Origin of the sequence: Neobacillus niacini (assembly GCF_023715785.1) — a bacterium.
Taxonomy (GTDB): domain Bacteria; phylum Bacillota; class Bacilli; order Bacillales; family Cytobacillaceae; genus Neobacillus; species Neobacillus niacini_E.
The window spans coordinates 317,807-337,617 of sequence record NZ_JAMBOX010000002.1 but is presented as its reverse complement, the minus strand read 5'-3'; the positions used below and the strand labels follow the sequence as shown (position 1 = coordinate 337,617).

Below are 19,811 nucleotides of genomic sequence, written 5' to 3'. Positions count from 1 at the left end.
GCATCCCATTTATACGGACAAGTAGTAAAAATAATTCGTTTCTTTTGTAAAACCTATTTTTTCATAAAGCCTCTGAGCCGGAAGATTGTCGCTGGCAGTCTCTAGGAACAATCCCTTTGCCCCGGTTTCTCCCGCCATTTCAGCCGCCTTCGCAATTAATTTCTCACCAACGCCTTTGCCGCGGGCTTGTTTTTTTACATACAAATCATTTAACACCCACGAACGCTTCATGCTGACCGATGAAAACGAAGGGTATAACTGGACGAAGCCCGCCGCCTCCTCCCCATCATAGGCGATAAAAATGACAGATTCGTTCTTCCTCATTCTTGCCAGCAAAAACTCTCTTGCCGCTGCTAAATCGCTCGGCTGTTCATAAAATTGCCGGTATAAATCAAATAGTTCTGTTACGGCTTCTAATTCATGGATCGTTGCTTTTTTAATATGCATATTTCCGCCTCCCCTTTTTTCCATCTGAATAATATTCTCCAATTATGTCCCCATTTCCTTTTTATTTTCTTAAAACATAATGATCCATCCCGCTAAATGGAGTTACGTTTTTACATAACGCGCTAATTTCCAAAAACGACGGCGGATATGGACTTCGTCTGATGTGGTCTTGAATGCTTGCTCGTGTAGTCTCATAATCCAGTTCCCCGCAGGATCGGAACCAATAGTCGACGATTTCATTTGTTAAGGTAAACAACGGGTATACTTTTTCAATCAAAACCATAAGGGAATATGCCTCTTGCTTGGTCAAAACCATCATCCTTCTGTTCATTGTCACAATAATAATGGTCCAATTCGGACTTTTATATACAAAATTTAGGTTGATTGAAAATGGGAATTTTTATATAATTTGAAGTAAGAAACTATCCTCGGGAAGTAGCTCAGCTTGGTAGAGCACTTGCATGGGGTGCAAGGGGTCGCAGGTTCAATTCCTGTCTTTCCGATCGAAAAAAGAGCCAACTGTGGCTCTTTTTTATTCTGCAAATTGGATAAATTCGTTTGGATTGGACCTAATTTTTCCGCCAATAATCCTTAATGTTGCTGGCGAAATCTCGATAAAAAGGTTATTCAGCGGCTCAATGGCGGACAATAGCTCTGGATCCTTTTCGATGTCATTATAGGATACCGCAAATTCCTCTAAACTTGTTGGAAACTCCCAAGCCACTAACACATTTTCTATTTGCTGAATCAACCTGTAAAAATCTTCCGCCTCGAAGTACTTCAGACCATTTTTGATTTCCGACCAGGATTTAGGTTGGGCATAATAATAAGCGCTCCACCAAAAAATTCCGCCAGCGACTTATTTGCATGGTTATAAAAGGCCTTAACATGAACAATGCTTTCTGCCCCGTGGTCAACTTCTGATACAGTTCTTCTTTGACCTTGATATCTTTTCCGCGAATGGATGGGATAAATGGATCGAAACATGCCGCTCCAAGCGCTGTAACATCCATCGATTCGAAAACTTCTTTTTTCATAGAGATTAATATTAGTGGTTGCCCCTTTCTTGTTCGTTTATGTTCCCGATATTTCAGTATTATCTGCCAGATGGAAATTAGGAAGCCTCTATATCTAGAGTTACCGACTCCCTTCATTTTTTCGCCGCACGGGCACTATGAAGCTCCTATAGTTACCGGCTTCCTTTATTTTTCTGCCGCTCGGGCACTATAAAGCTCACATAGTGACCGGCACCCAGCTTTTCTTTCAACTCGCCCAATATAAACCCGCGATATTCACCGATTTATTTCAATATTGGTTTTCTGTCCCTGAGTCGACTTCACCTTTACACCGAATGCCCAGCATAAAATCGCAAGTCGCTTAATGATAAATTCATATATAAGTAGCGAAATGACGAAGGTTAACACCATGATGATCAAAAACGTCGGGATGTTGCCAAGGTTTAATTTTAAGAAAAAATACCCGATTACCACCAGCACGCTTTGATGAATGATATATACCGGGAAGGCCGCCTCATTCATATAAGGGATGGCTTTATGTTTGAAATTTAATAATTTATTGCCATAGCCTAGAAGCACCATGAGCGTTAACCAGAGATTAAACGTTCTTAAAACGGTCAGAAGGAAACCGGCTCCTTGAAAATCCTTTGTCAACAAGAAAACCCACAGCGGGACCGTAACAATCAGGACAACAAGCCCCATGCCACGAACCCGGTTAAACATTTTCTGATAGCTAGGCTGGCTAGATGTAATGAAGCCCATGATGAAAATGACAAAGAAGAAAAACGGATTTTGCCCCCCTGGTGCTGGAAGAGCTTCCGTTACTACTAATACAAGGAAAAGGGCAATAAAAACGGATGGCCTGCTGCAAACCTCGTTAAATTTTTTGAAATTTCCACAAAACAGCCGCCATGGTTTCCCATGACGGCACTTATTAGTTTACAAATCGGCCCGTATTGCCTTTGGCGCGCCAATATTCGTCGCGCAGGTGGACCTTTTGAATTTTTCCGGATGCGGTTTTTGGCAGTTCGTCCACGAACGTAACGCTCGTTACCGCCTTGAAATGGGCCAGTTTTTCACGTGAAAAAGCAATGATGTCGGCTTCGCTCACCTTATGGCCTTCCCTTAAAACGACATAGGCGTGCGGTGTTTCGCCCCATTTCTCATGAGGAACGGCAATAACCGCTGCCTCCAACACGGCAGGGTGTTCATACAGCGCCCCTTCAACCTCAATGGAAGAAATGTTTTCCCCGCCGCTAATGATAATATCCTTCTTCCGGTCAACAATGTCGATATACCCATTGGCATCAACCGTCCCCATATCCCCGGTGTGGAGCCAGCCATCTCGGATGGCCTCCATGGTTGCTTCTGGATTTTTCCAATATCCGAGCATAACGCCGTGGCTCCTTGTCACGACCTCCCCGATTTCCTTGCCATCATGGGTGACCTCTTCCCCGTGCTCATTGATCACCTTCACATCAGCACCAATCATCGGGTAGCCTGCCTTTGCTTTAATCCGCGCTTTTTCTGCAGGTGAGAGAATATCCAGTTCCGAACGGATGGTTGAGACAAGGCTTAATGGCGAGGATTCCGTCATCCCGTAAACCTGAACGAACTCCCAGCCAAGCTCTTTTTCAACCCGGGTAACAAATGCCGGCGGCGGTGCCGAACCTGCAATTACAACCCGCACTGGCTGCTCAATTTCAGGGAGATTTTTTTCATAATACTGCAGGAGTGCATTCAACACGGTCGGGGCCATATGGAGCACCGTTACCTTCTGTTCGACAATGGCTTGAAAAATCGACTCCGGCGAAGCTTTCCGTAAACAAACATGCTTTGCGCCGTTCGCCGTATAGTAAAACGGCGAACCCCAGCCGTTTACATGGAACATCGGCAGAACATGCAGGTAAACATCACGGTCACTGACGCGTAAATGGTGCATCGTACTTAACGCATGCAAATAATTGTTGCGGTGTGTAAGCATGACACCTTTTGGGTTCCCAGTGGTGCCGCTCGTATAAAGAAGGCTGCATACGTCATCTTCATCCAGCTCGGCACGGTCAAATGCTGTCCCTGGATAGCGAGCGATCCAATGGTCGTAATTGGTTTCGTTTGTTCCCGGTTCCTTATAATGGACAATAATGTGCTCCACCGTGGTGAGGTCTGATTTGATCGGCATAATCAGATGATACAGGTCCTGGTCCACAAAAAGTACCTTCGATTCGCTATGGTTCAAAATAAACAAATAATCCTCGGGCTTTAACCGGATGTTGAGCGGCACCATAATTGCGCCAAGTTGAAACACCCCGTAGAAGCCTTCAAGCATCTCAACGGTATTTGGTGCCAGGAAGGCAACACGGTCGCCCGCTTCTACACCTAAGTCTCTCAAACCATGCGAAAATTGGTTTACCCGAGCATTCAACTCAGCGTATGTAAAGCTGCGTCCATCACAGTAGACGCCCTGCTTGTCCCCATACAACGATACGGCCCGGTCCAAAAATTGCGGCAGTACTAAAGGTACATTCATTTCAATCCCCCCTAATTAATATTTCGAATTTTCTAACTAAAATTATTCTATCATACCATTTTTTAAATATATAGAAAAATTTTGTCAAAAAATAAATCGGTCTTGGCAGGTACTATTTTTCGGAAAATTTCATAAAATAGAATATACGTTCTCAGGGAGGCGAGGATGTTGCTAAAAAGTAATGAATCCTTGATAACAGGAGAGATGTTGGTCAAGTATTACGAACTGAACAAGAAGAAAAAAGAAATTGAGCTTGAAATGAATGAATTAAAGGAAGTTTTTCAAACATATTTTAATAACCTGGTAGGGACAGACCGTAAAGGGGAAATTACCATCAGCGGCTACAAGCTGCAGCGCCAGGTCCGGAAAACCGAGCGGTACAATGAGGCGGAAACGGTCAAGAGATTAGAAGAGTTGCAGCTGAACGACTTGATTCAGGTCGTGAAAAAACCGGACGATACAAAAATCAAGGCCGCGCTTGACCTGAAATTGCTGGGGCCGGAGCAGCTGGAGGGCTGTATCGTGACCACCCTCTCCCCGGCCATTTCGGTGAAGCCGTTGACGCCAAGGTAACGCTTAGCGGACAGCCATTGCAAAGGCCATCTGAACCCGTAGTAATCGGGTTCTTTTTTATTTTTAATAGAGGAAATATCGAGAAGCTTCTAGAAGTACTTATGCGTATCACATCAATAAGGAGGTTCCAACATGCCAAGTCAAGAAAGTATAATGGTAAAACAAATGTTAAAAGCCTCATTAACAAACCAAACGCAGGAATTCAATCTTGAGGCCGCCAGACAAGGGCTGGAAGCATTATCAGCGTTTACGCCGGTTGCACCTGATGTCAAAGTGGAAAAAATTACGGTCGAAGGTATTCCGTCCGAGTGGGTAACCGCCCCGAATGCCAAGGAAGACCACCCGTCTATTTGTTGTGAGTAAGTTAGGGTAAAAATGGTAATTTGACGCCTGGGGGTTTTTCCGGGCGTTTTTTGATTTGTATTTTGATAGAAATTTCCATATTGACGACGATTTTTGGTCATGAATGTTAATAACTGTCGTCAATGGGGTTCATTGGCGACAGTTTCGAATCTATAAAAACCAAAAGTGTCACCAACCCTATTGTGAAATCCCCCAGGTCTCAGCCAAAATCCGGATCCCCTCATTAATCTCTGCTTCTGTCAACCCGCCAAAACCAAGGACCACCATTGCATCTCCCCCAACACGCGGCCCATCAAAATACACCGACAACGGATACACCTTGACCCCGACTGACAGCGCCGATTCCACAAGTTCCGCCTCCGTCATGCCGCACCGAACCTTCAAAACAATATGCAAACCGGATTTCTCCCCGATCACCCCAACATGCTCGCCCATATAGAGGCGAATGGCCGTGAGCAAACTGACCTGCTTTCTCCGATAAAGTGTCCGCATTTTATTCAAATGGCTTTGCCAGTGCCCCTCCTTCATAAAACGAAACAGAGTGTCCTGGTGCAGCCGGGAAACCGTTTGTTTATACACTGTAAAATGCCCAAGGTACCTGTCCAACAGTGCAGGTGGCAAAACCATAAAGCTGATGCGAATCGACGGAATCAAGGCTTTTGAAAAAGTCCCCAAATAAACAACCCTGCCACTCGAATCAAGGCCCTGAAGCGATGGAATCGGCCGCCCCTTATAGCGGTATTCCCCGTCATAATCATCCTCAATAATGAAGCCCCCGATTTCCTCGGCCCATCTTAACAGCTCCATCCTTCGGGAGACGGGCATAACCATGCCGTACGGGAATTGGTGTGACGGCGTCACATAGGCCACACTTGCATTCGTCTGCTTCAGAAGACTCACATCCACCCCCTCTTCATCCATTGAAATAGGAATGGTCGCCGCCCCGAAATCCTGCAACACGATTCGCGTCCGGTGGAACCCCGGATTTTCGACTGCAAAGACATGCTCTTTTCCTAAAATCAAACATAGCAACCCCATCAACACCTGAGTTCCCGCCCCGATCACGATTTGGTCGGCCGTACATCTTACCCCTCGTGACTGAAAAAGGTACTGGGCAATTTCATTACGCAGTTGGCCCTCACCTTGTGGATGGCCAATATCAAAAATCTCCCCTTGATCCTGATAGAGTGACTGTACCGTCAGCTTCCGCCAAACAGAATAAGGAAAATGCTCCAAGTCCACCTTGCCGGAATTAAAATCAATTCGGACTGAAGATGGTTCCAGTTCACTGCCAGTTGTTTCAGGGGGCAACGCCTGCTTTGGCAACAGCTCCTCATCAATCTCCGCCACGAACAATCCTAAACGCGGTTTACTTTCGACATAGCCCTCCGCCGCAAGCTGGTCATAGGCCGCCTGTATCGTATTAAGGCTTATCCCTAGATGTTTAGACAATTTTCGCTTGGAAGGCAATTTTTCCTTGGGATGGATTCTTCCGTTAAGAATCTCTACTTTTATGTATTGTACAAGCTGCAAATACAAAGGCATGCCAGTTTCATTTTTAAAAATTGGCGTAATTTCGAACATGCTGGCTCCCTCCTTCTGGTACCATTAAAAACTCTTAATCTGATACTTTTGATTATACCAGCATCCTGCAAAAATAGTGGTAAAGGAGGAATCGAAAATGATTAAACAATTAAAAACGAAACAAGAGTGGCTGGAGGCTTTCCCGGTCATGAAACAACTGAGGACTCACCTCAATGAAGAAAGTTTTCTAGAATTGATGGAGGAAGCGGTCGAAAAAGAAGACTATCAAATGGCTGCTCTGTATGAAGACAATCAGGTTCGGGCTGTAATTGGCTATCAACCGGCGATTAATCTATACAACGGCCGACATGTCTGGGTTTGCGATTTGGTGACAGATGCCGAAAATCGTTCGAATGGGTATGGAGCTGCCCTGCTGGCCTACGTCGAAGCTTGGGGGAAGGAGAACGGGTATGAGTCAATTTCCCTTTCCTCGGGATTGCAGCGGGTGGGTGCTCATCGGTTTTATCAAGAGAAAATGGACTACGATAAGGTTAGCTATGTTTTTCTAAAAAGATTCTCATGACATTTTTCAAAAAGCAGGAAATCGCTTCCTGCTTTTTCCTTTTAATAGACAATTACAGCGGGGTGGATGTGTAAATTGTCTTTTAGACGAGCTCTATTAGACAATTTGGACTAGTTTAATGGAAAAGTGTCTTTTAGAACGCATCTATTAGACAAAATTTATTAAAAAACAAGGAAAGTGTCTTTTAGAAAATTTATGAAAGACATTTTCAACTACTGTAAACTAAAAAGCGTCTTTCATAAGCCCAATGAAGGACATTTTCCACTGCAACTACCTCCATATTGTCTTTCATAAACCCGATGAAAGACAATTTCCACACCATCTAACTCCAAAATGTCTTTCATAATCCCGATGAAGGACACTTTTCACAGCCAAAACCTGAAAAATGTCCTTCATTCATCAATTTATAAACTATAAACAGCCGTTAACTCTTATAAAAAATGATGCACAGAAATTTGCCGGTCCTTGTTTTCCTCATAAAGCTTCACAACTTGTTCATCATGAAGTGCAGCCGCCAAACTTTTTTCCCTTTTCCTGATTTCAATCGTAAAAAACAGTATATTTAAGGTCATCGCGAACCCCTCCTTAAGAATTTCCTCTATTTACCTTTATTATAGGAGGACTCCGATGAGATGAAATCGAGAATAGGGATGAGATTGGCTACAACTTAAGACTGACAAAACAAAAAGCAACCGCCAATATTCGACGATTGCTTTAACTATGTATCGGGTTGCGCATCACCCTGCGTTTTCCTTCAGTTCTTCTTCATCTGCCCAGCCCTTACAAACATCGACCCAGTCCTTTGCAAAGGAATAAAGCGCAATTTCCTCACATGTTAATTCAATCGCGGAATTGGTGCTTCCACATGCTGGGAATAGGGTATCAAACCGCTTCATCGACACATCTAGATATACGTCCAGTTTGTTTTTTAACCCAAACGGGCAAACCCCGCCAATGGCATGTCCGGTTTGCTCGAGCACCTCATCAGGTGTCAGCATCCGCGCTTTCAATCCAAAGGAATGCCGGAATTTCTTGTTGTCAATTTTGGCATCACCGGCAGCTACTACCAATATTGCAGTATCTCCTTCGCCCCTGAAGGACAAAGTTTTGGCTATTCGGGCTGGTTCGACGCCAATTGCCGCGGCTGCTAGTTCAACCGTAGCACTCGAAACCTCAAACTCCATGATATCCTGTTCCCGATCCCACTGTTTAAAATGCGCTCTAACGCTTTCAATTGACATCTCTTTCCATCCTTCCTTTTTCGACTTTAAAGAGTATAGTAACAATATTCCCACAATTAAACAACCAAAACGCTTTAGTTCTTTTAATGATTAAAGCGCTCATCATATGGGTGCCTGACACCATATGATGCATTTCCCTAGTGCTAAATGAACTTATCAATCTGCTAGCAGTATGATAATCAAATGATGCATGTAAACTATCACTAAATATCCAACCTTTTAAATGGCGCTCTTGAAAGTGATTATGGTTTAATTAATGTGAATTTTGCTTTTATTGGGGGTACATATATTGAAGGAATTGCTTAAGAAGGTATTAGAGCTCGACATCGCCTATTTAGATACCTTTACGAACCGGATTGATACGAACTGGGGACATTTGTTTTATAATGAGGCGCAGCCAAGCTATTACGATGCCAATCATGCCCACATCCTTGATGTCCCGGCGGATCCCAAAGATGTCATCGGAGAAGTGGTCCGCTTCTATAAAAATAAAAACCTAGCACCGCGCTTTTATATTTATGATACCGAAAACCAGTCAACACTGATTGAAGAATTATATCATTCTGGGTTTAAATATGAGGAATTAATCAGTCCAGTGCAAATCTGGAACAAACAAATCGCCGACCACCAACCGGGCGAGCAGATTGCCATTGAGACCGTCACGGAGGAAAATTTCCATGAAGCTCTGGAGATTGAGTGCAACATTAAAGAAATTGGCGGCCGTGAAGTCCGCGAAAAAGCGTTTCCGGAAGAGTTCAAGCACCCTGCCTACACGCATTATCTGCTCCGTTACAATGGGGTCGCCTGTTCAACAGCGTGCATTTTCGAGCACAATGAACTGGCCCGGATGGAAAGCGTGGCCACGCTGGCGGAATACCGCGGGAAAGGCCTGATTGGCGAGCTGATCTATTATATCCAAAAAGAAGTACAAAATCGCGGAATCGACCATTTATGGGTGTTCCCAATAAATGAACGGGTTGAAAAGGTATATGCCAGGTATGGGTTTAATACAGTGGGAAAATTTAAAACCGGGCATGCTTATACATCCGGAAAAAGCATAAAGGAACTGCAGGGATAAAATTTTAAAAAATTCCACAGATTCATGGGGGGATACATACATGACTACGCACGGCGCCACTATGCCCTATTCGCGGACAAAAGGAATTATTCTTGTCCTGATTGCCGCGACATTTTGGGGCGTTTCCGGAACAGTGGCGCAATACCTGTTCCATCAGCAAGGCTTCAGCGCCAGCTGGCTGGTGGTCATCAGGCTGCTGTTTTCCGGGGCTGGCTTATTGCTGTTTGCCCACACGGCCGGGAAACAAAATATCTGGAGTGTTTGGAAAAATAAACAGGACGTCCTGCGGCTGGTGATCTTCGGGATCATCGGCATGCTTGGGGTTCAATATACTTATTTTGCTGCAATCGAGCACGGAAACGCGGCCACTGCAACGGTGCTGCAATACCTGGCGCCTGTGATCATCGCTGGCTATCTTTGTCTAAGAGCAAAGTCGTGGCCGGCCCGGCACGAAACGATCGCAATCATCTTTGCCCTGGGCGGAACGTTTTTGCTAGTAACCAGAGGTAATGTAGATTCTTTGTCCATCTCCATACCAGCCTTCATTTGGGGGATACTATCAGCATTCGCGCTCGCGTTTTATACCCTTTATCCAGGCCGGCTCCTGACAAAATGGGGTTCCCTCATTACGGTCGGCTGGGGCATGATGATTGGCGGAATCGGTTTTAGTTTTATCAGCCCGCCTTGGGTGTTCCAAGGATCATGGTCGTTTCCAGCATTTGTGGCAGTCGTTTTTGTTGTTATTTTTGGCACACTAATCGCCTTTTTCTGTTACATGGAAAGCCTGAAATATATTCGGGCCTCGGAAGCCAGCCTGCTCGCCTGCGTCGAGCCGTTATCAGCGGCATTTCTCGCTGTTGTATGGCTCCGGGTCTCATTTGGCGCTGCTGAATGGATTGGCTCTCTGGCGATTATTGCCACGATTTTTATCTTATCTTCAGTAAAAAAATAAAAGGCAGACCTCCCAAAAAGGTCTGCTTTCTGATCTTATTCCCCTAAATTAACGTTATGGTATACCTGCTGGACGTCCTCAAGGTCTTCCAGTACATCAATTAATTTTTCAAATTTGGCCACTGCGTCGTCAGGAAGAGTAATTTCGTTTTGCGCAAGCATGGTGAGCTCGGCAACAGTGAATTCCGTTACGCCTGCGTTTTTGAATGCTTCTTGAACAGCATGGAACTGGTCAGGCTCGGCATAAACAACGACTTGGTCATCTTCAGGAATCACGTCACGGACATCGACATCCGCTTCCATTAAGATTTCCAGAACTTCATCTTCTGTTTTGCCTTCAACACCGATAACAGCGGTGGCATCAAACATATACGCAACTGACCCGCTGACGCCCATATTTCCGCCATTTTTGCCGAACGCGGCGCGAACTTCCGATGCTGTCCGGTTCACGTTATTTGTCAAGGCATCGACGATGAGCATTGAACCGTTTGGACCGAAGCCTTCATAACGAAGTTCATCATAGTTCTCTTCGGAGCCGCCTTTTGCCTTATCAATCGCCTTGTCAATAATATGTCTTGGCACATTGTATGTTTTTGCGCGCTCAAGGACAAACTTTAAGCCCTGGTTTGCATCCGGATCAGGCTCGCCTCTGCGTGCCGCCACGTAAATCTCGCGGCCAAATTTGGCATAAATTCGGCTTGTGTTTGCGTCCTTTGCTGCCTTCTTGTCTTTAATATTGTTCCATTTACGACCCATAAGAACACTCTCTTTCTTATTTGATTCTGCACTTTTCTATTATAAAGCATGAAACGATAACTTCAATAATTTTTTTCAATATAACATCTATACCATTATACTGAAAATTCTCGAAAACAAAAAGACGAAACCATATGGTTCCGCCTTATACAAGCATTTGAAACAAAGTGCTGTCATTATTCAATTCGCGATATACAAAACCTTTCGTCTTGATCCGCTCAATCAGCGGGAAGTAATCCTCTTTATCCTTCAGTTCAATTCCGACCAACGCCGGGCCTGTTTCACGGTTGTTCTTTTTCGTATATTCAAAATGGCTGATGTCATCATTCGGGCCGAGGACCTCCATCAGGAATTCTCTTAAGGCGCCGGGCCGTTGTGGGAATTGAACGATAAAATAATGCTGCAGCCCTTCATAAAGCTTCGAACGCTCCTTGATTTCCTGCATTCGGCCAATATCGTTGTTCCCGCCGCTGACAATACAAACAACCGTTTTGCCTTTAATTTGCTCCGCATATGTATCGAGTGCGGCAATGGAAAGTGCCCCCGTCGGTTCGACGACAATCGCATTTTCATTATACAGGGAAAGAAGCGTCGTGCAGACCTTGCCTTCTGGTATCACGAGAATGTCATCGACAATGTCCTTAACGATGTTAAACGTATTGGTCCCGACTGTTTTGACTGCTGCACCATCTACAAATGGGTCGATATGGTCCAGGGTCGTGACTCCCCCTTTTAAAATCGATTCTTTCATCCCCGCGGCTCCCTGCGGCTCCACACCAATTAATTTTGTCTCAGGGGAATAGTGTTTAAGGTACGTTCCGACACCGGCAAGCAAACCGCCTCCGCCAATCGCTGCGAACAGATAATCGATTTTTTCATGGCAATCATTTAGCAGTTCGACACCGACAGTCCCTTGTCCGGCAATGACATCGTAGTCGTCAAATGGATGGATAAACGTCCGTTGTTCTTCTTGACTGCATTTCATCGCCTGTTCAGAGGCATCATCGAAGGTATCGCCGATTAAAACAATTTCAACGTCCTCCTTGCCCCAAAATTTGACTTGGTTCACCTTTTGTTTTGGAGTCGTAGTTGGCATGAAAATTTTACCGCTGATTTTTAATAAATGGCAGGAATACGCCACTCCCTGAGCATGGTTACCGGCGCTCGCACAAATGATGCCATTCTCGAGTTCTTCCGGGCTGAGCCGTTTAATCCGGTTATAGGCCCCTCGTATTTTAAATGAACGGACACTTTGCATGTCCTCACGCTTCAAGTAAATATGAGCGCCATATCGCTCTGATAATAAATGGTTATATTGCAGCGGAGTCGGTGAAATCACATCTTTTATCGTATGACTGGCAATGATGATATCCTCCACATTTAACGTTTTCTTCTCGACTTGCTGACTCATACTACTGGTCCCTCCTGTGTTTTCAAACATCTTCAATTCATTTTTAAAAAAATAAAAAAACCCGCCCCATTGGTATAGGGACGAGTTGCTCGCGTTACCACCCTACTTCCACAGCAAAAAAATCCTCAGACTGCTGCGGCTCTCGATTCACGTACATATTCACTTCGACTGTACGAGTTCCATTTTAACGGCGGACTTTCCGGCATGGCTTACTTGGAATGTTCAGCCCTGCATCTCGGAGATGATCTTCAGAATAGCCCCGTCATCGACTCCCACCAACTGCCGACTCTCTACGGACAAGGAACTAAACCTACTCTTCTCGTCATCGATTTCTCATCAATTTTTAATAAGGTTACCACCTAAAAAACACCGTGTCAATATTTTTTGACTATTTTATATATTTAGACAATTAATAAAGCGCTTTCATTACACCTTTTTGCATCCCTGCCATTTTAAGGATGTCAAGCGGGGGCAATTCCACCATTTTCACTGTGGTTTATCAACTATTGGTGTCAGGCACCAATAGCACTATTATCACAGTGAATTGTTAGCTATTGGTGCCTGACACCCATGGCACTATTCTCACTTGGTATATTGTAGTTCTCCGTTGATGATGGTCATTTCGATATCTGTATTAAGCAGTCCATCCGGGTTATCCATTTCGAGCAGGTTTTCTGAGTAAACGGTCATGTCGGCGAATTTCCCTGGTGTCAGCGTGCCCTTTAGGTGTTCTTCATTTGTGGCATAGGCACCGCCTACGGTAAATAACTTCAATGCCTCGAGCATCGACAGCTTTTCCTTCACATTCCAGCCCTCATGATTGTCGCCAGGCGCTCTGCGAGTGACGGCCGCATGCAGGCCGAGCAATGGGTCGACCGGTTCAACAGGCGCGTCTGAACCGCCGGCACACAACACGCCGGCATGGAGCATCTTTTTCCATGCGTATAAGTGAGATTCCCGCTCAGACCCAAGCCTGTCCAATATCCACGGATAATCCCCCACAACAAATCGCGGCTGGATATCAGCAACCCGGCTTGGATCCTGGAGCCGCTTAATCAGATCCTCCCGAACCAAGGAAACATGAATCAAACGATCACGATAAGCCACCGTCGGGAACTGATCCAACACATTCAAGACATTCTCCAATGCTTGATCGCCAATTGTATGAACCGCAATCGGCATAGAAAGGTCACGCGCTCGTTTGACAATCTCATACAATTTCTCCTGATTTAGCATTGCATCACCAAATTGCCCTGGTGCGTCCGAGTAAGGCTCTGACAGAAGTGCCGTCCTTCTGCCGAATGCCCCATCAGCGAAAACCTTAATTGCCCCAATTTGCAGCCGGTCATTTCCGTAACCTGCGTACATGCCGATTTCCTTCAAATTTTTTAAAAATGTATAATCAATAAGCAAATTACAGCGCACGCCTTGGCCTTCCTGATTGATCAGTTCATCGTACATTCTGTATGTTTGCTCAAGACCACCCAGCCATGCTGGATCATTACTATGTACACTCGTTAACCCTTTTTTAACAGCAAACTCCATCGCCTGCTTCAACCCGTGCTTTAATTCCTCATAGGTTCTGTCCGGGATGTGCTTTGAAATCAGTTTTGAGGCTGATTCGAGCAATAGACCCGTTGGTTTGCCGGTATCAGGGTTAAGCACAACCTTTCCGCCTGCAGGAACTTCAATTGAAGAGTGGTATTGACTAATCTCCAACGCCTTCGAATTGACCAAAAACGCATGATGGCAAACCCGTTTTAGATAAACCGGGCAGTGCGGGGCAACATGATCCAATTCTTCTATCGTTGGAATGGTTCCATCCATAAACAAATTTTCATCCCAGCCCATGCCGACCAGCCATGTTCCCGGTGTCAGGGTCTCTGCTTTTCCCCTTATTTTTTCAAGCATTTCTCCTTTGGATCTTATCCCTATTAAATCCAATTCTAAAAAATTGAAAGCAACCCCGGATAGGTGCAAATGGCTGTCAATTAGTCCCGGCGTGACCATTTTCCCAGCCAAATCAATGATTTTAGAACTGTCTCGCCCCCATTGCAGCAGCATATCCTTGTGGTTTCCTGTTTCTACGATTTTTCCATTCTCAACCACAACCGCCTCTACCAGCGGGTTTATCGCATCAAACGTATAAATCTTTCCATTTGTCAAAATTGTCCTTGTCATCCTATTAGCCTCCCTCCTATTTAATAATAGCAAACCCCGATAATCTATTACACTATCTCATAGTTTTAAGTGTTATAATAATAGAAATTATCAGACATTTAAGGAGGAAATAGTATTGAAAATTCCCTATAACGGTAAATCCCCTGATGTTCATGAGTCTGTCTTTGTCGCGCCTGGCGCTTATTTAATCGGCGATGTCCAAATCGGCAAAGACTCGACGGTATGGTTTAACGCCGTGCTACGGGCAGATGACGGCCCCATCATTGTCGGCGAAAGATGCAGTATTCAGGATAACTCTACTATTCACTTATATGAGGGATTTCCCGTCATCATTGGCGACGATGTCACGGTTGGCCACAACGTGATTCTTCATGGCTGTAAAATCGGCAATCGCTCGATTGTCGGCATGGGCTCCACCCTGCTTGATAACGTGGAGGTCGGCGAGGAATGCATCATCGGTGCCAATACGCTGCTGGCCGGAGGAATTAAAATCCCGCCGCGCTCGCTGGTGCTGGGATCTCCTGGCAAAGTCGTCCGCGAACTAACGGAAAAAGACCTACAAATGCTGCAAATGTCGAGTACCCATTATGTACAAAAAGGGAAAGACTTTAAGGAGATTCTTAAATAAAACAACTGCAAAAAAACACCTCATGCATTTGGTCTTGGCTACTCAAAGTAAATGGAAGAGCCTATTTGGGTAGCCTATTGAGGGCATTGGCGACCGAAACCAGACGGTTGAAGCATATTGGGTCGCCAATCGAGCTTATTGGCGACCGAAACCAGACGGTTAAAGCAGATTGGGTCGCCAATCAAGCCTATTCGTACCCAAACCGCATGAACATTATCGACTATTATTTCTTAACCTCATAATGCAACTCTGCAAACTGATTGAAGCTCCTCATTCTTTTTAATATTAGATCTAATTGATAGTCCCCTTCCCGAAACAACGGAATCCCGCTTCCGAGTATAGTTGGAGCCACTGTTATGATGATTTCGTCTATTAATTTTTCTTGCAAAAAATGTTGTAACAACTCTCCTCCGCCCACTATCCAAATGTTCTTCCCATCTTTGCTTTTTAGTTCGTTTGCAAACTTAGTCAAATCAACATTAACAAATTTCACATCTTCAGTATCTTCAATAGACGACCTTGTGAACACAAAGCAGTCTTTGTTTTTATAAGGAAATTCCTGTCTATTATCTTCTTGGTCCATGATCCAATCGTATGTCCGTTTTCCCATTACTACCGTATCAACCGTATCGTAAAACTCTGAATAGCCATTATCCCCTTCGCCTTCGACACGAAAAAGCCATTCTAGCGACTCGTCATTTGTAGCAATATATCCATCCAGACTTGAAGCTATAAATAATGCCAATTTGCGTTCGTTGCCCAAACTGCTTTCCCCCTCGTCCTTTTTTCAAAATAAATAATTACATTGGTATTTTAACACAATTTAACAATTATTGGAAAAGTCTCTGCGTTGTGGAAAAAGGTCATGAATCGTTGAAGATTTCACAAAGGAATAATAACCCATATTTAACACACCCTATTAATGGCTGCTGGAGGATGCTCACTGATATGAGGGTGTTCTAGAATTGGCGGCTTTTTGCATGTATTAAGTAGCAAATCAAAAATATTTGAGGAGGCGAATGAGCATGACAAACCGCAATGACAATCGAAACCAGCCCCATACGGGAAGCAGCAAAGCTGATACCGAATTCGGTTCAGAAACCAATTTAAGCAAGAAGGCAAGAAAGAAAGCAGCTCGAGAAGCTAGAAAATAACATGGAAAGGGTAACCGTTTAATCGGTTACCCTTAAAAGATTACTGAAGCGACTTAATATCCTTGATAATCTGGTCAAACGGCTGTTCAGCGACCCCTTCATACTTTTGGACCACAATCCCTTCCTGATTAACCAGATAAAAAGAGGTACTGTGAACATATTGGTTAGAGCCCTCAAGTTTTGCTGCTGGGGCCATGAATGACCTATTGGCGAAGCTTTCGATAAACTCCTGATCGTACCCTGTGATTAAATCCCAGTTTGAAAAATCAGCCTGAAACAGGCTAGCATAATCTTTCAATACGTCTGGTTGATCTTGTACCGGATCAATACTGAACGATACCAGCTGCGCCTTAACCCCTTCATCCGCCAACCGTTCCTGCAGCTGAGCCATATTCGCGGTCATCGGTGAACAAACCGTATCGCAATGAGTAAACACAAAATCTGCTACCCAAACCTTCCCTTTCAAATTGGATAACGTAATGGGCACTCCATCTTGGTTAACTCCCGCAAACTTCTCCACCTTCATCTCAAGCGGAAAGACAACCTCTTCCTTTTTTTCAGAACAAGCCGTTAGGGCTGCGACACAAAGCAGGATCCATAATATTTTTTTCATGATTCAAACCCACCTTATGAAAAAGGTGCCGAGCCAACTCGCCCAGCACCTTCTATTAATTTAGTTGATAAAAGAAGAATCGATTAACGCCGCAAAATCTGGCTGCTCTTTCAAGAATTTCAGTTCAACAGAAGAGTTGGCAAATGCTTGAATGACATCTTTATTTACTTCTGTCGTGAAACGGATATTTTTCCAAGCAGTATCAATGACATCTTTATCAAGCTCTTGCTTAGTAATATCCTTGATGCTCTTGATGGTGATCTCCTTGGCCTCTTCAGGATTTTTCTCGATAAAGGCTATGGCTTCCTCCTGAGCTTTCACGATTTTTTCAATAATGGCTTTGTCCGCTTTAATTTTCTTGCCGCTTGAAACCAGTATGGTATTTGGCAACGTTTTTCCAAAAGAAATCTTGGAGCTGTCGACAATAATCTTTGCGCCGACATCCTTCACTAACTGAGACGCCCATGGCTCTGGAACAGCAGCTAAATCCACCTTGCCAGTTTCAAACATGTTGCCATATTGCGCCGGGTTGCCGGTTACGTGCTTCAAGGTTCCGCCAATACGAGCAGAAGTTACACCGTAATCCTGTAAAAATGTTTCCATTTGGACGTCGTGCGTGCAGCCGACCCCTGGGGTAATGAAAGTTTTTCCCTTGAAATCTTCAATAGAATTCACGCCGCTTTTTTGGCTTGCTACAATCGCCGTACCGCCGGAAGACGCGCCGGCAATAATCTTGACATCAGCACCATTGGTAAAATTGTTCATAACAGGACCAGGTCCAACCAACCCGGCATCAATGTCACCCGTTTTTAATGCTGTCATAAACGCGCCGCCATCAGGGAATGTTTTGTATTCCACTTTAACATCTTTGCCTAAAGCTTTTTCATAAAGCCCTTTTTCACGAGCGACCATCGCAGGGGCGTGATCAATGTTCGGGAAATAGCCGATTACCACTTTTTCCGTTGCTTTTTCAGTGCCAGAGCCTGAACTTGCTTTGTCGGTTCCGCAGCCTGTCAATGCCCCCACGACAAATAAGAATATGAAACTAAAAATTGCTGCCTGTTTCTTCATCTTTTTTCTCCTCTTTTTAAAAATTAATTATTTGTTTCCAATCCCCAGCGGCGCAGAACATTTCGCTCTACCCTTTGGAAGAAAAGGATGTCTACAATAGTTCCGATGACACCGATGATGATCATAATCCCAATGACCATTTTCATGTTTCCGAAATCTGAAGCATACTTTAGCGTATAACCAAGCCCCGGACCGGTGCTTAGAATCTCCCCCGCCATCAGTGCCCGCCAGGCAAAGGCCCAGCCCAGGCGGATTCCCGTCACAGCATATGGAATCGATGCCGGAAAAATAACCTTCACAAATAAGTCAATCCCCTTAGAACCCATCGTTTGTGCTGCCCTGATGTACAACGGCGAAACGTTCTTGATCCCCATACGCATATTGATGGTGATCACGAGGGTTGCCCCCAGGATGACAATAAAAGTAACCGCCTTTTCATTAAGCCCAAACCACATAATGGCTATCGGCAGCCAGACGATACTGGGTACACTTTGTAACGCCAGCACCATTGTTCCCAAGGTTTCATCGGCGGTTTTATTTTTTGCTAAAAGAATGCCCAGCCCGACGCCGATTATGATGGCAGCGCCCAAGCCAATCGCCAGTCTTCTGAAGCTGGCCAGAACATCATAGATTAAAGTTTTGTCGGAAAAACCTTTAACCAGTTCCTCGATAACGTCAGTTGGCGCCGGCATCAGCGCCGGTGATACTTCAAGGATTCTCACGGCTGCCTGCCAGCCGATAATCAGCAAGGAAAAGAAAATGATCCGTTTAATTGTTTGCTGCATAGGCCAGTTCCTCTTTCACAACTTTATCAATCTCGGATTGGAGCAATCCCATTATTTTCTCTTCCAACTTTGTCACAGCTTGCGGGTGGTTTGCCCGTGGTCGAGGAATCTTGACTTGGATATCTTCCAGAACGATTCCTGGCCTTGTTCCCATTACGACAATGCGATCCGATAGTTTGATAGATTCACTGATGCTATGGGTCACAAACAGAATCGTTTTACGGGTTTCCAGCCATATTTTTTCAAGTTCATGATGCAAGCGGGAACGGGTTTGCTCATCGAGGGCGCCAAATGGTTCATCCATTAATAACACCTTTGGGTTCATGGATAGCGCCCGGGCGATGGCCACCCGCTGCTGCATCCCGCCGGAAAGCTCGTGGACCGAATGTTTGGTGTAATTGCTTAACTGCACCATTTTCAGGTAGCGATGGGCGACCTCCCTTGCTTCCGCTTTCTTCATCTCTTTTCGGAGCGGGAACATCACATTGTCCTCGACATTCAGCCATGGGAATAAGGCCGCCTGTTGAAAAACCATTCCGCGGTCTTTGCCCGGTTTGGTGATTTTCTGTCCATTGAGCAGAATTTCTCCGGCTGAGGGCTTGGTGAGACCTGCGACAATGGATAGCAACGTAGATTTTCCACAACCTGAAGGCCCAAGGATCGAAACAAACTCGCCTTCCTTAATTTCAAGATTAATATCTGACAGAACCGTACTCGTCGAATTTTGATTGAAAAATTGCTTATTTAAATTGTTAATGTGAAGAAACATTTTGTTATCACCTAATTCCCCTAAATTCACATTAGTTTTATCGGATTAATTGCATTAATAACATTTATTATAAATTTAATCCTGTTATTGTCAATTACTTTTTTTGAGTAGATTGTGTGCGGGAGTATGTGAAATTTTCA

24 protein-coding genes, 1 tRNA gene and 1 other annotated feature are annotated in these 19,811 nt (G+C 44.6%); of the genes, 9 read left to right on the top strand and 16 right to left on the bottom strand.

Going from position 1 to position 19,811, the window contains the following annotated elements; all coding sequences use genetic code 11:
• Positions 1 to 9 precede the first annotated feature (9 nt).
• Entirely contained in the window at positions 10 to 447 is a 438-nt protein-coding gene (locus tag M3234_RS06220; protein ID WP_262303872.1) for a GNAT family N-acetyltransferase, read from the bottom strand.
• 61 nt (positions 448 to 508) lie between these two features.
• Positions 509 to 757, bottom strand: a complete 249-nt coding sequence (locus M3234_RS06215; protein ID WP_262303871.1) for a hypothetical protein — start codon at positions 755 to 757, stop codon at positions 509 to 511.
• A gap of 119 nt (positions 758 to 876) precedes the next feature.
• Here M3234_RS06215 and M3234_RS06210 point away from each other — a divergent pair.
• Positions 877 to 950: transfer RNA gene (locus tag M3234_RS06210), tRNA-Pro, on the top strand.
• A 29-nt stretch (positions 951 to 979) separates the two neighbouring features.
• Here the strand turns inward: M3234_RS06210 and M3234_RS06205 are convergent.
• From M3234_RS06205 to M3234_RS06195, 3 genes are all read right to left on the bottom strand, one after another.
• Positions 980 to 1,198 (bottom strand): hypothetical protein, encoded by a 219-nt coding sequence (locus M3234_RS06205; protein ID WP_262303870.1) that lies wholly within the window; start codon positions 1,196 to 1,198, stop codon positions 980 to 982.
• Between the two features lie 541 nt (positions 1,199 to 1,739).
• Positions 1,740 to 2,312, bottom strand: coding sequence for an acyltransferase family protein (locus tag M3234_RS06200; RefSeq protein WP_396953930.1), 573 nt, complete (start codon positions 2,310 to 2,312; stop codon positions 1,740 to 1,742).
• An 85-nt stretch (positions 2,313 to 2,397) separates the two neighbouring features.
• A complete protein-coding gene (locus M3234_RS06195) occupies positions 2,398 to 3,990 on the bottom strand; it encodes a long-chain-fatty-acid--CoA ligase (protein ID WP_262303868.1) in 1,593 nt (530 codons plus the stop codon).
• Between the two features lie 165 nt (positions 3,991 to 4,155).
• On the opposite strand from M3234_RS06195, the gene M3234_RS06190 reads away from it, so the two are divergent.
• Both M3234_RS06190 and M3234_RS06185 read left to right on the top strand, forming a co-directional pair.
• Positions 4,156 to 4,563 carry a hypothetical protein gene (locus M3234_RS06190; protein ID WP_172799145.1) on the top strand — a complete coding sequence of 136 codons (408 nt, stop codon included), beginning with the start codon at positions 4,156 to 4,158 and terminating at the stop codon, positions 4,561 to 4,563.
• A 132-nt stretch (positions 4,564 to 4,695) separates the two neighbouring features.
• Positions 4,696 to 4,926, top strand: coding sequence for a hypothetical protein (locus tag M3234_RS06185; RefSeq protein ID WP_262303867.1), 231 nt, complete (start codon positions 4,696 to 4,698; stop codon positions 4,924 to 4,926).
• A 177-nt stretch (positions 4,927 to 5,103) separates the two neighbouring features.
• On the opposite strand, the gene pdxR is transcribed toward M3234_RS06185, so the two are convergent.
• Positions 5,104 to 6,510, bottom strand: coding sequence for a MocR-like pyridoxine biosynthesis transcription factor PdxR (pdxR, locus tag M3234_RS06180; protein WP_262303866.1), 1,407 nt, complete (start codon positions 6,508 to 6,510; stop codon positions 5,104 to 5,106).
• 97 nt (positions 6,511 to 6,607) lie between these two features.
• Between pdxR and M3234_RS06175 the strand changes: the two genes are divergently transcribed.
• Positions 6,608 to 7,033 carry a GNAT family N-acetyltransferase gene (locus M3234_RS06175; protein WP_262303865.1) on the top strand — a complete coding sequence of 142 codons (426 nt, stop codon included), beginning with the start codon at positions 6,608 to 6,610 and terminating at the stop codon, positions 7,031 to 7,033.
• A gap of 431 nt (positions 7,034 to 7,464) precedes the next feature.
• On the opposite strand, the gene M3234_RS06170 is transcribed toward M3234_RS06175, so the two are convergent.
• Together M3234_RS06170 and M3234_RS06165 are read right to left on the bottom strand one after the other, a co-directional pair.
• Positions 7,465 to 7,605 carry a YrzI family small protein gene (locus M3234_RS06170; RefSeq protein ID WP_262303864.1) on the bottom strand — a complete coding sequence of 47 codons (141 nt, stop codon included), beginning with the start codon at positions 7,603 to 7,605 and terminating at the stop codon, positions 7,465 to 7,467.
• A 165-nt stretch (positions 7,606 to 7,770) separates the two neighbouring features.
• Entirely contained in the window at positions 7,771 to 8,274 is a 504-nt protein-coding gene (locus M3234_RS06165; protein ID WP_262303863.1) for a YbaK/EbsC family protein, read from the bottom strand.
• Positions 8,275 to 8,563: 289 nt separating this feature from the next.
• Between M3234_RS06165 and M3234_RS06160 the strand changes: the two genes are divergently transcribed.
• Positions 8,564 to 9,352, top strand: coding sequence for a GNAT family N-acetyltransferase (locus tag M3234_RS06160; protein ID WP_262303862.1), 789 nt, complete (start codon positions 8,564 to 8,566; stop codon positions 9,350 to 9,352).
• Positions 9,353 to 9,392: 40 nt separating this feature from the next.
• Entirely contained in the window at positions 9,393 to 10,304 is a 912-nt protein-coding gene (locus M3234_RS06155; RefSeq protein ID WP_285858292.1) for an EamA family transporter, read from the top strand.
• Positions 10,305 to 10,339: 35 nt separating this feature from the next.
• Here M3234_RS06155 and M3234_RS06150 read toward each other — a convergent pair whose 3' ends face one another.
• The 3 genes from M3234_RS06150 to M3234_RS06140 all read right to left on the bottom strand — a co-directional run bounded on the left by M3234_RS06150 (position 10,340) and on the right by M3234_RS06140 (position 14,651).
• A complete protein-coding gene (locus M3234_RS06150) occupies positions 10,340 to 11,059 on the bottom strand; it encodes a YebC/PmpR family DNA-binding transcriptional regulator (RefSeq protein WP_262303861.1) in 720 nt (239 codons plus the stop codon).
• 145 nt (positions 11,060 to 11,204) lie between these two features.
• Positions 11,205 to 12,470, bottom strand: coding sequence for a threonine ammonia-lyase IlvA (gene ilvA, locus M3234_RS06145; protein WP_262303860.1), 1,266 nt, complete (start codon positions 12,468 to 12,470; stop codon positions 11,205 to 11,207).
• Between the two features lie 73 nt (positions 12,471 to 12,543).
• Positions 12,544 to 12,805: a binding site (T-box leader), on the bottom strand.
• A 247-nt stretch (positions 12,806 to 13,052) separates the two neighbouring features.
• Entirely contained in the window at positions 13,053 to 14,651 is a 1,599-nt protein-coding gene (locus M3234_RS06140; protein WP_262303859.1) for an amidohydrolase, read from the bottom strand.
• A gap of 115 nt (positions 14,652 to 14,766) precedes the next feature.
• Here M3234_RS06140 and M3234_RS06135 point away from each other — a divergent pair, with 115 nt between their 5' ends.
• Together M3234_RS06135 and M3234_RS06130 are read left to right on the top strand one after the other, a co-directional pair.
• On the top strand, positions 14,767 to 15,279 hold the full coding sequence (locus tag M3234_RS06135) for a gamma carbonic anhydrase family protein (RefSeq protein ID WP_262303858.1): 513 nt from the start codon (positions 14,767 to 14,769) through the stop codon (positions 15,277 to 15,279).
• A 65-nt stretch (positions 15,280 to 15,344) separates the two neighbouring features.
• The gene (locus M3234_RS06130; protein ID WP_262303857.1) at positions 15,345 to 15,521 is read left to right on the top strand and encodes a hypothetical protein; all 177 of its coding nucleotides are present in this window, start codon (positions 15,345 to 15,347) and stop codon (positions 15,519 to 15,521) included.
• Here the strand turns inward: M3234_RS06130 and M3234_RS06125 are convergent.
• Positions 15,503 to 16,042: a dihydrofolate reductase family protein gene (locus M3234_RS06125; RefSeq protein WP_262303856.1), complete on the bottom strand. Its 540-nt coding sequence runs from the start codon at positions 16,040 to 16,042 to the stop codon at positions 15,503 to 15,505. The two genes, M3234_RS06130 and M3234_RS06125, sit on opposite strands and share 19 nt — an antisense overlap.
• A gap of 262 nt (positions 16,043 to 16,304) precedes the next feature.
• On the opposite strand from M3234_RS06125, the gene M3234_RS29220 reads away from it, so the two are divergent.
• Positions 16,305 to 16,433, top strand: a complete 129-nt coding sequence (locus M3234_RS29220; protein WP_285858290.1) for a hypothetical protein — start codon at positions 16,305 to 16,307, stop codon at positions 16,431 to 16,433.
• A 40-nt stretch (positions 16,434 to 16,473) separates the two neighbouring features.
• Here M3234_RS29220 and M3234_RS06120 read toward each other — a convergent pair whose 3' ends face one another.
• The 4 genes from M3234_RS06120 to M3234_RS06105 are packed head-to-tail and all read right to left on the bottom strand — an operon-like array spanning position 16,474 to position 19,671.
• On the bottom strand, positions 16,474 to 17,046 hold the full coding sequence (locus M3234_RS06120; protein ID WP_262303855.1) for an SCO family protein: 573 nt from the start codon (positions 17,044 to 17,046) through the stop codon (positions 16,474 to 16,476).
• Between the two features lie 60 nt (positions 17,047 to 17,106).
• On the bottom strand, positions 17,107 to 18,117 hold the full coding sequence (locus M3234_RS06115) for an aliphatic sulfonate ABC transporter substrate-binding protein (RefSeq protein WP_262303854.1): 1,011 nt from the start codon (positions 18,115 to 18,117) through the stop codon (positions 17,107 to 17,109).
• Between the two features lie 23 nt (positions 18,118 to 18,140).
• Positions 18,141 to 18,902 (bottom strand): ABC transporter permease, encoded by a 762-nt coding sequence (locus M3234_RS06110; protein ID WP_066305038.1) that lies wholly within the window; start codon positions 18,900 to 18,902, stop codon positions 18,141 to 18,143.
• Positions 18,886 to 19,671 (bottom strand): ABC transporter ATP-binding protein, encoded by a 786-nt coding sequence (locus M3234_RS06105; protein WP_262303853.1) that lies wholly within the window; start codon positions 19,669 to 19,671, stop codon positions 18,886 to 18,888. Before M3234_RS06105 ends, M3234_RS06110 begins: the two co-directional genes overlap by 17 nt.
• Positions 19,672 to 19,811: the final 140 nt, after the last annotated feature.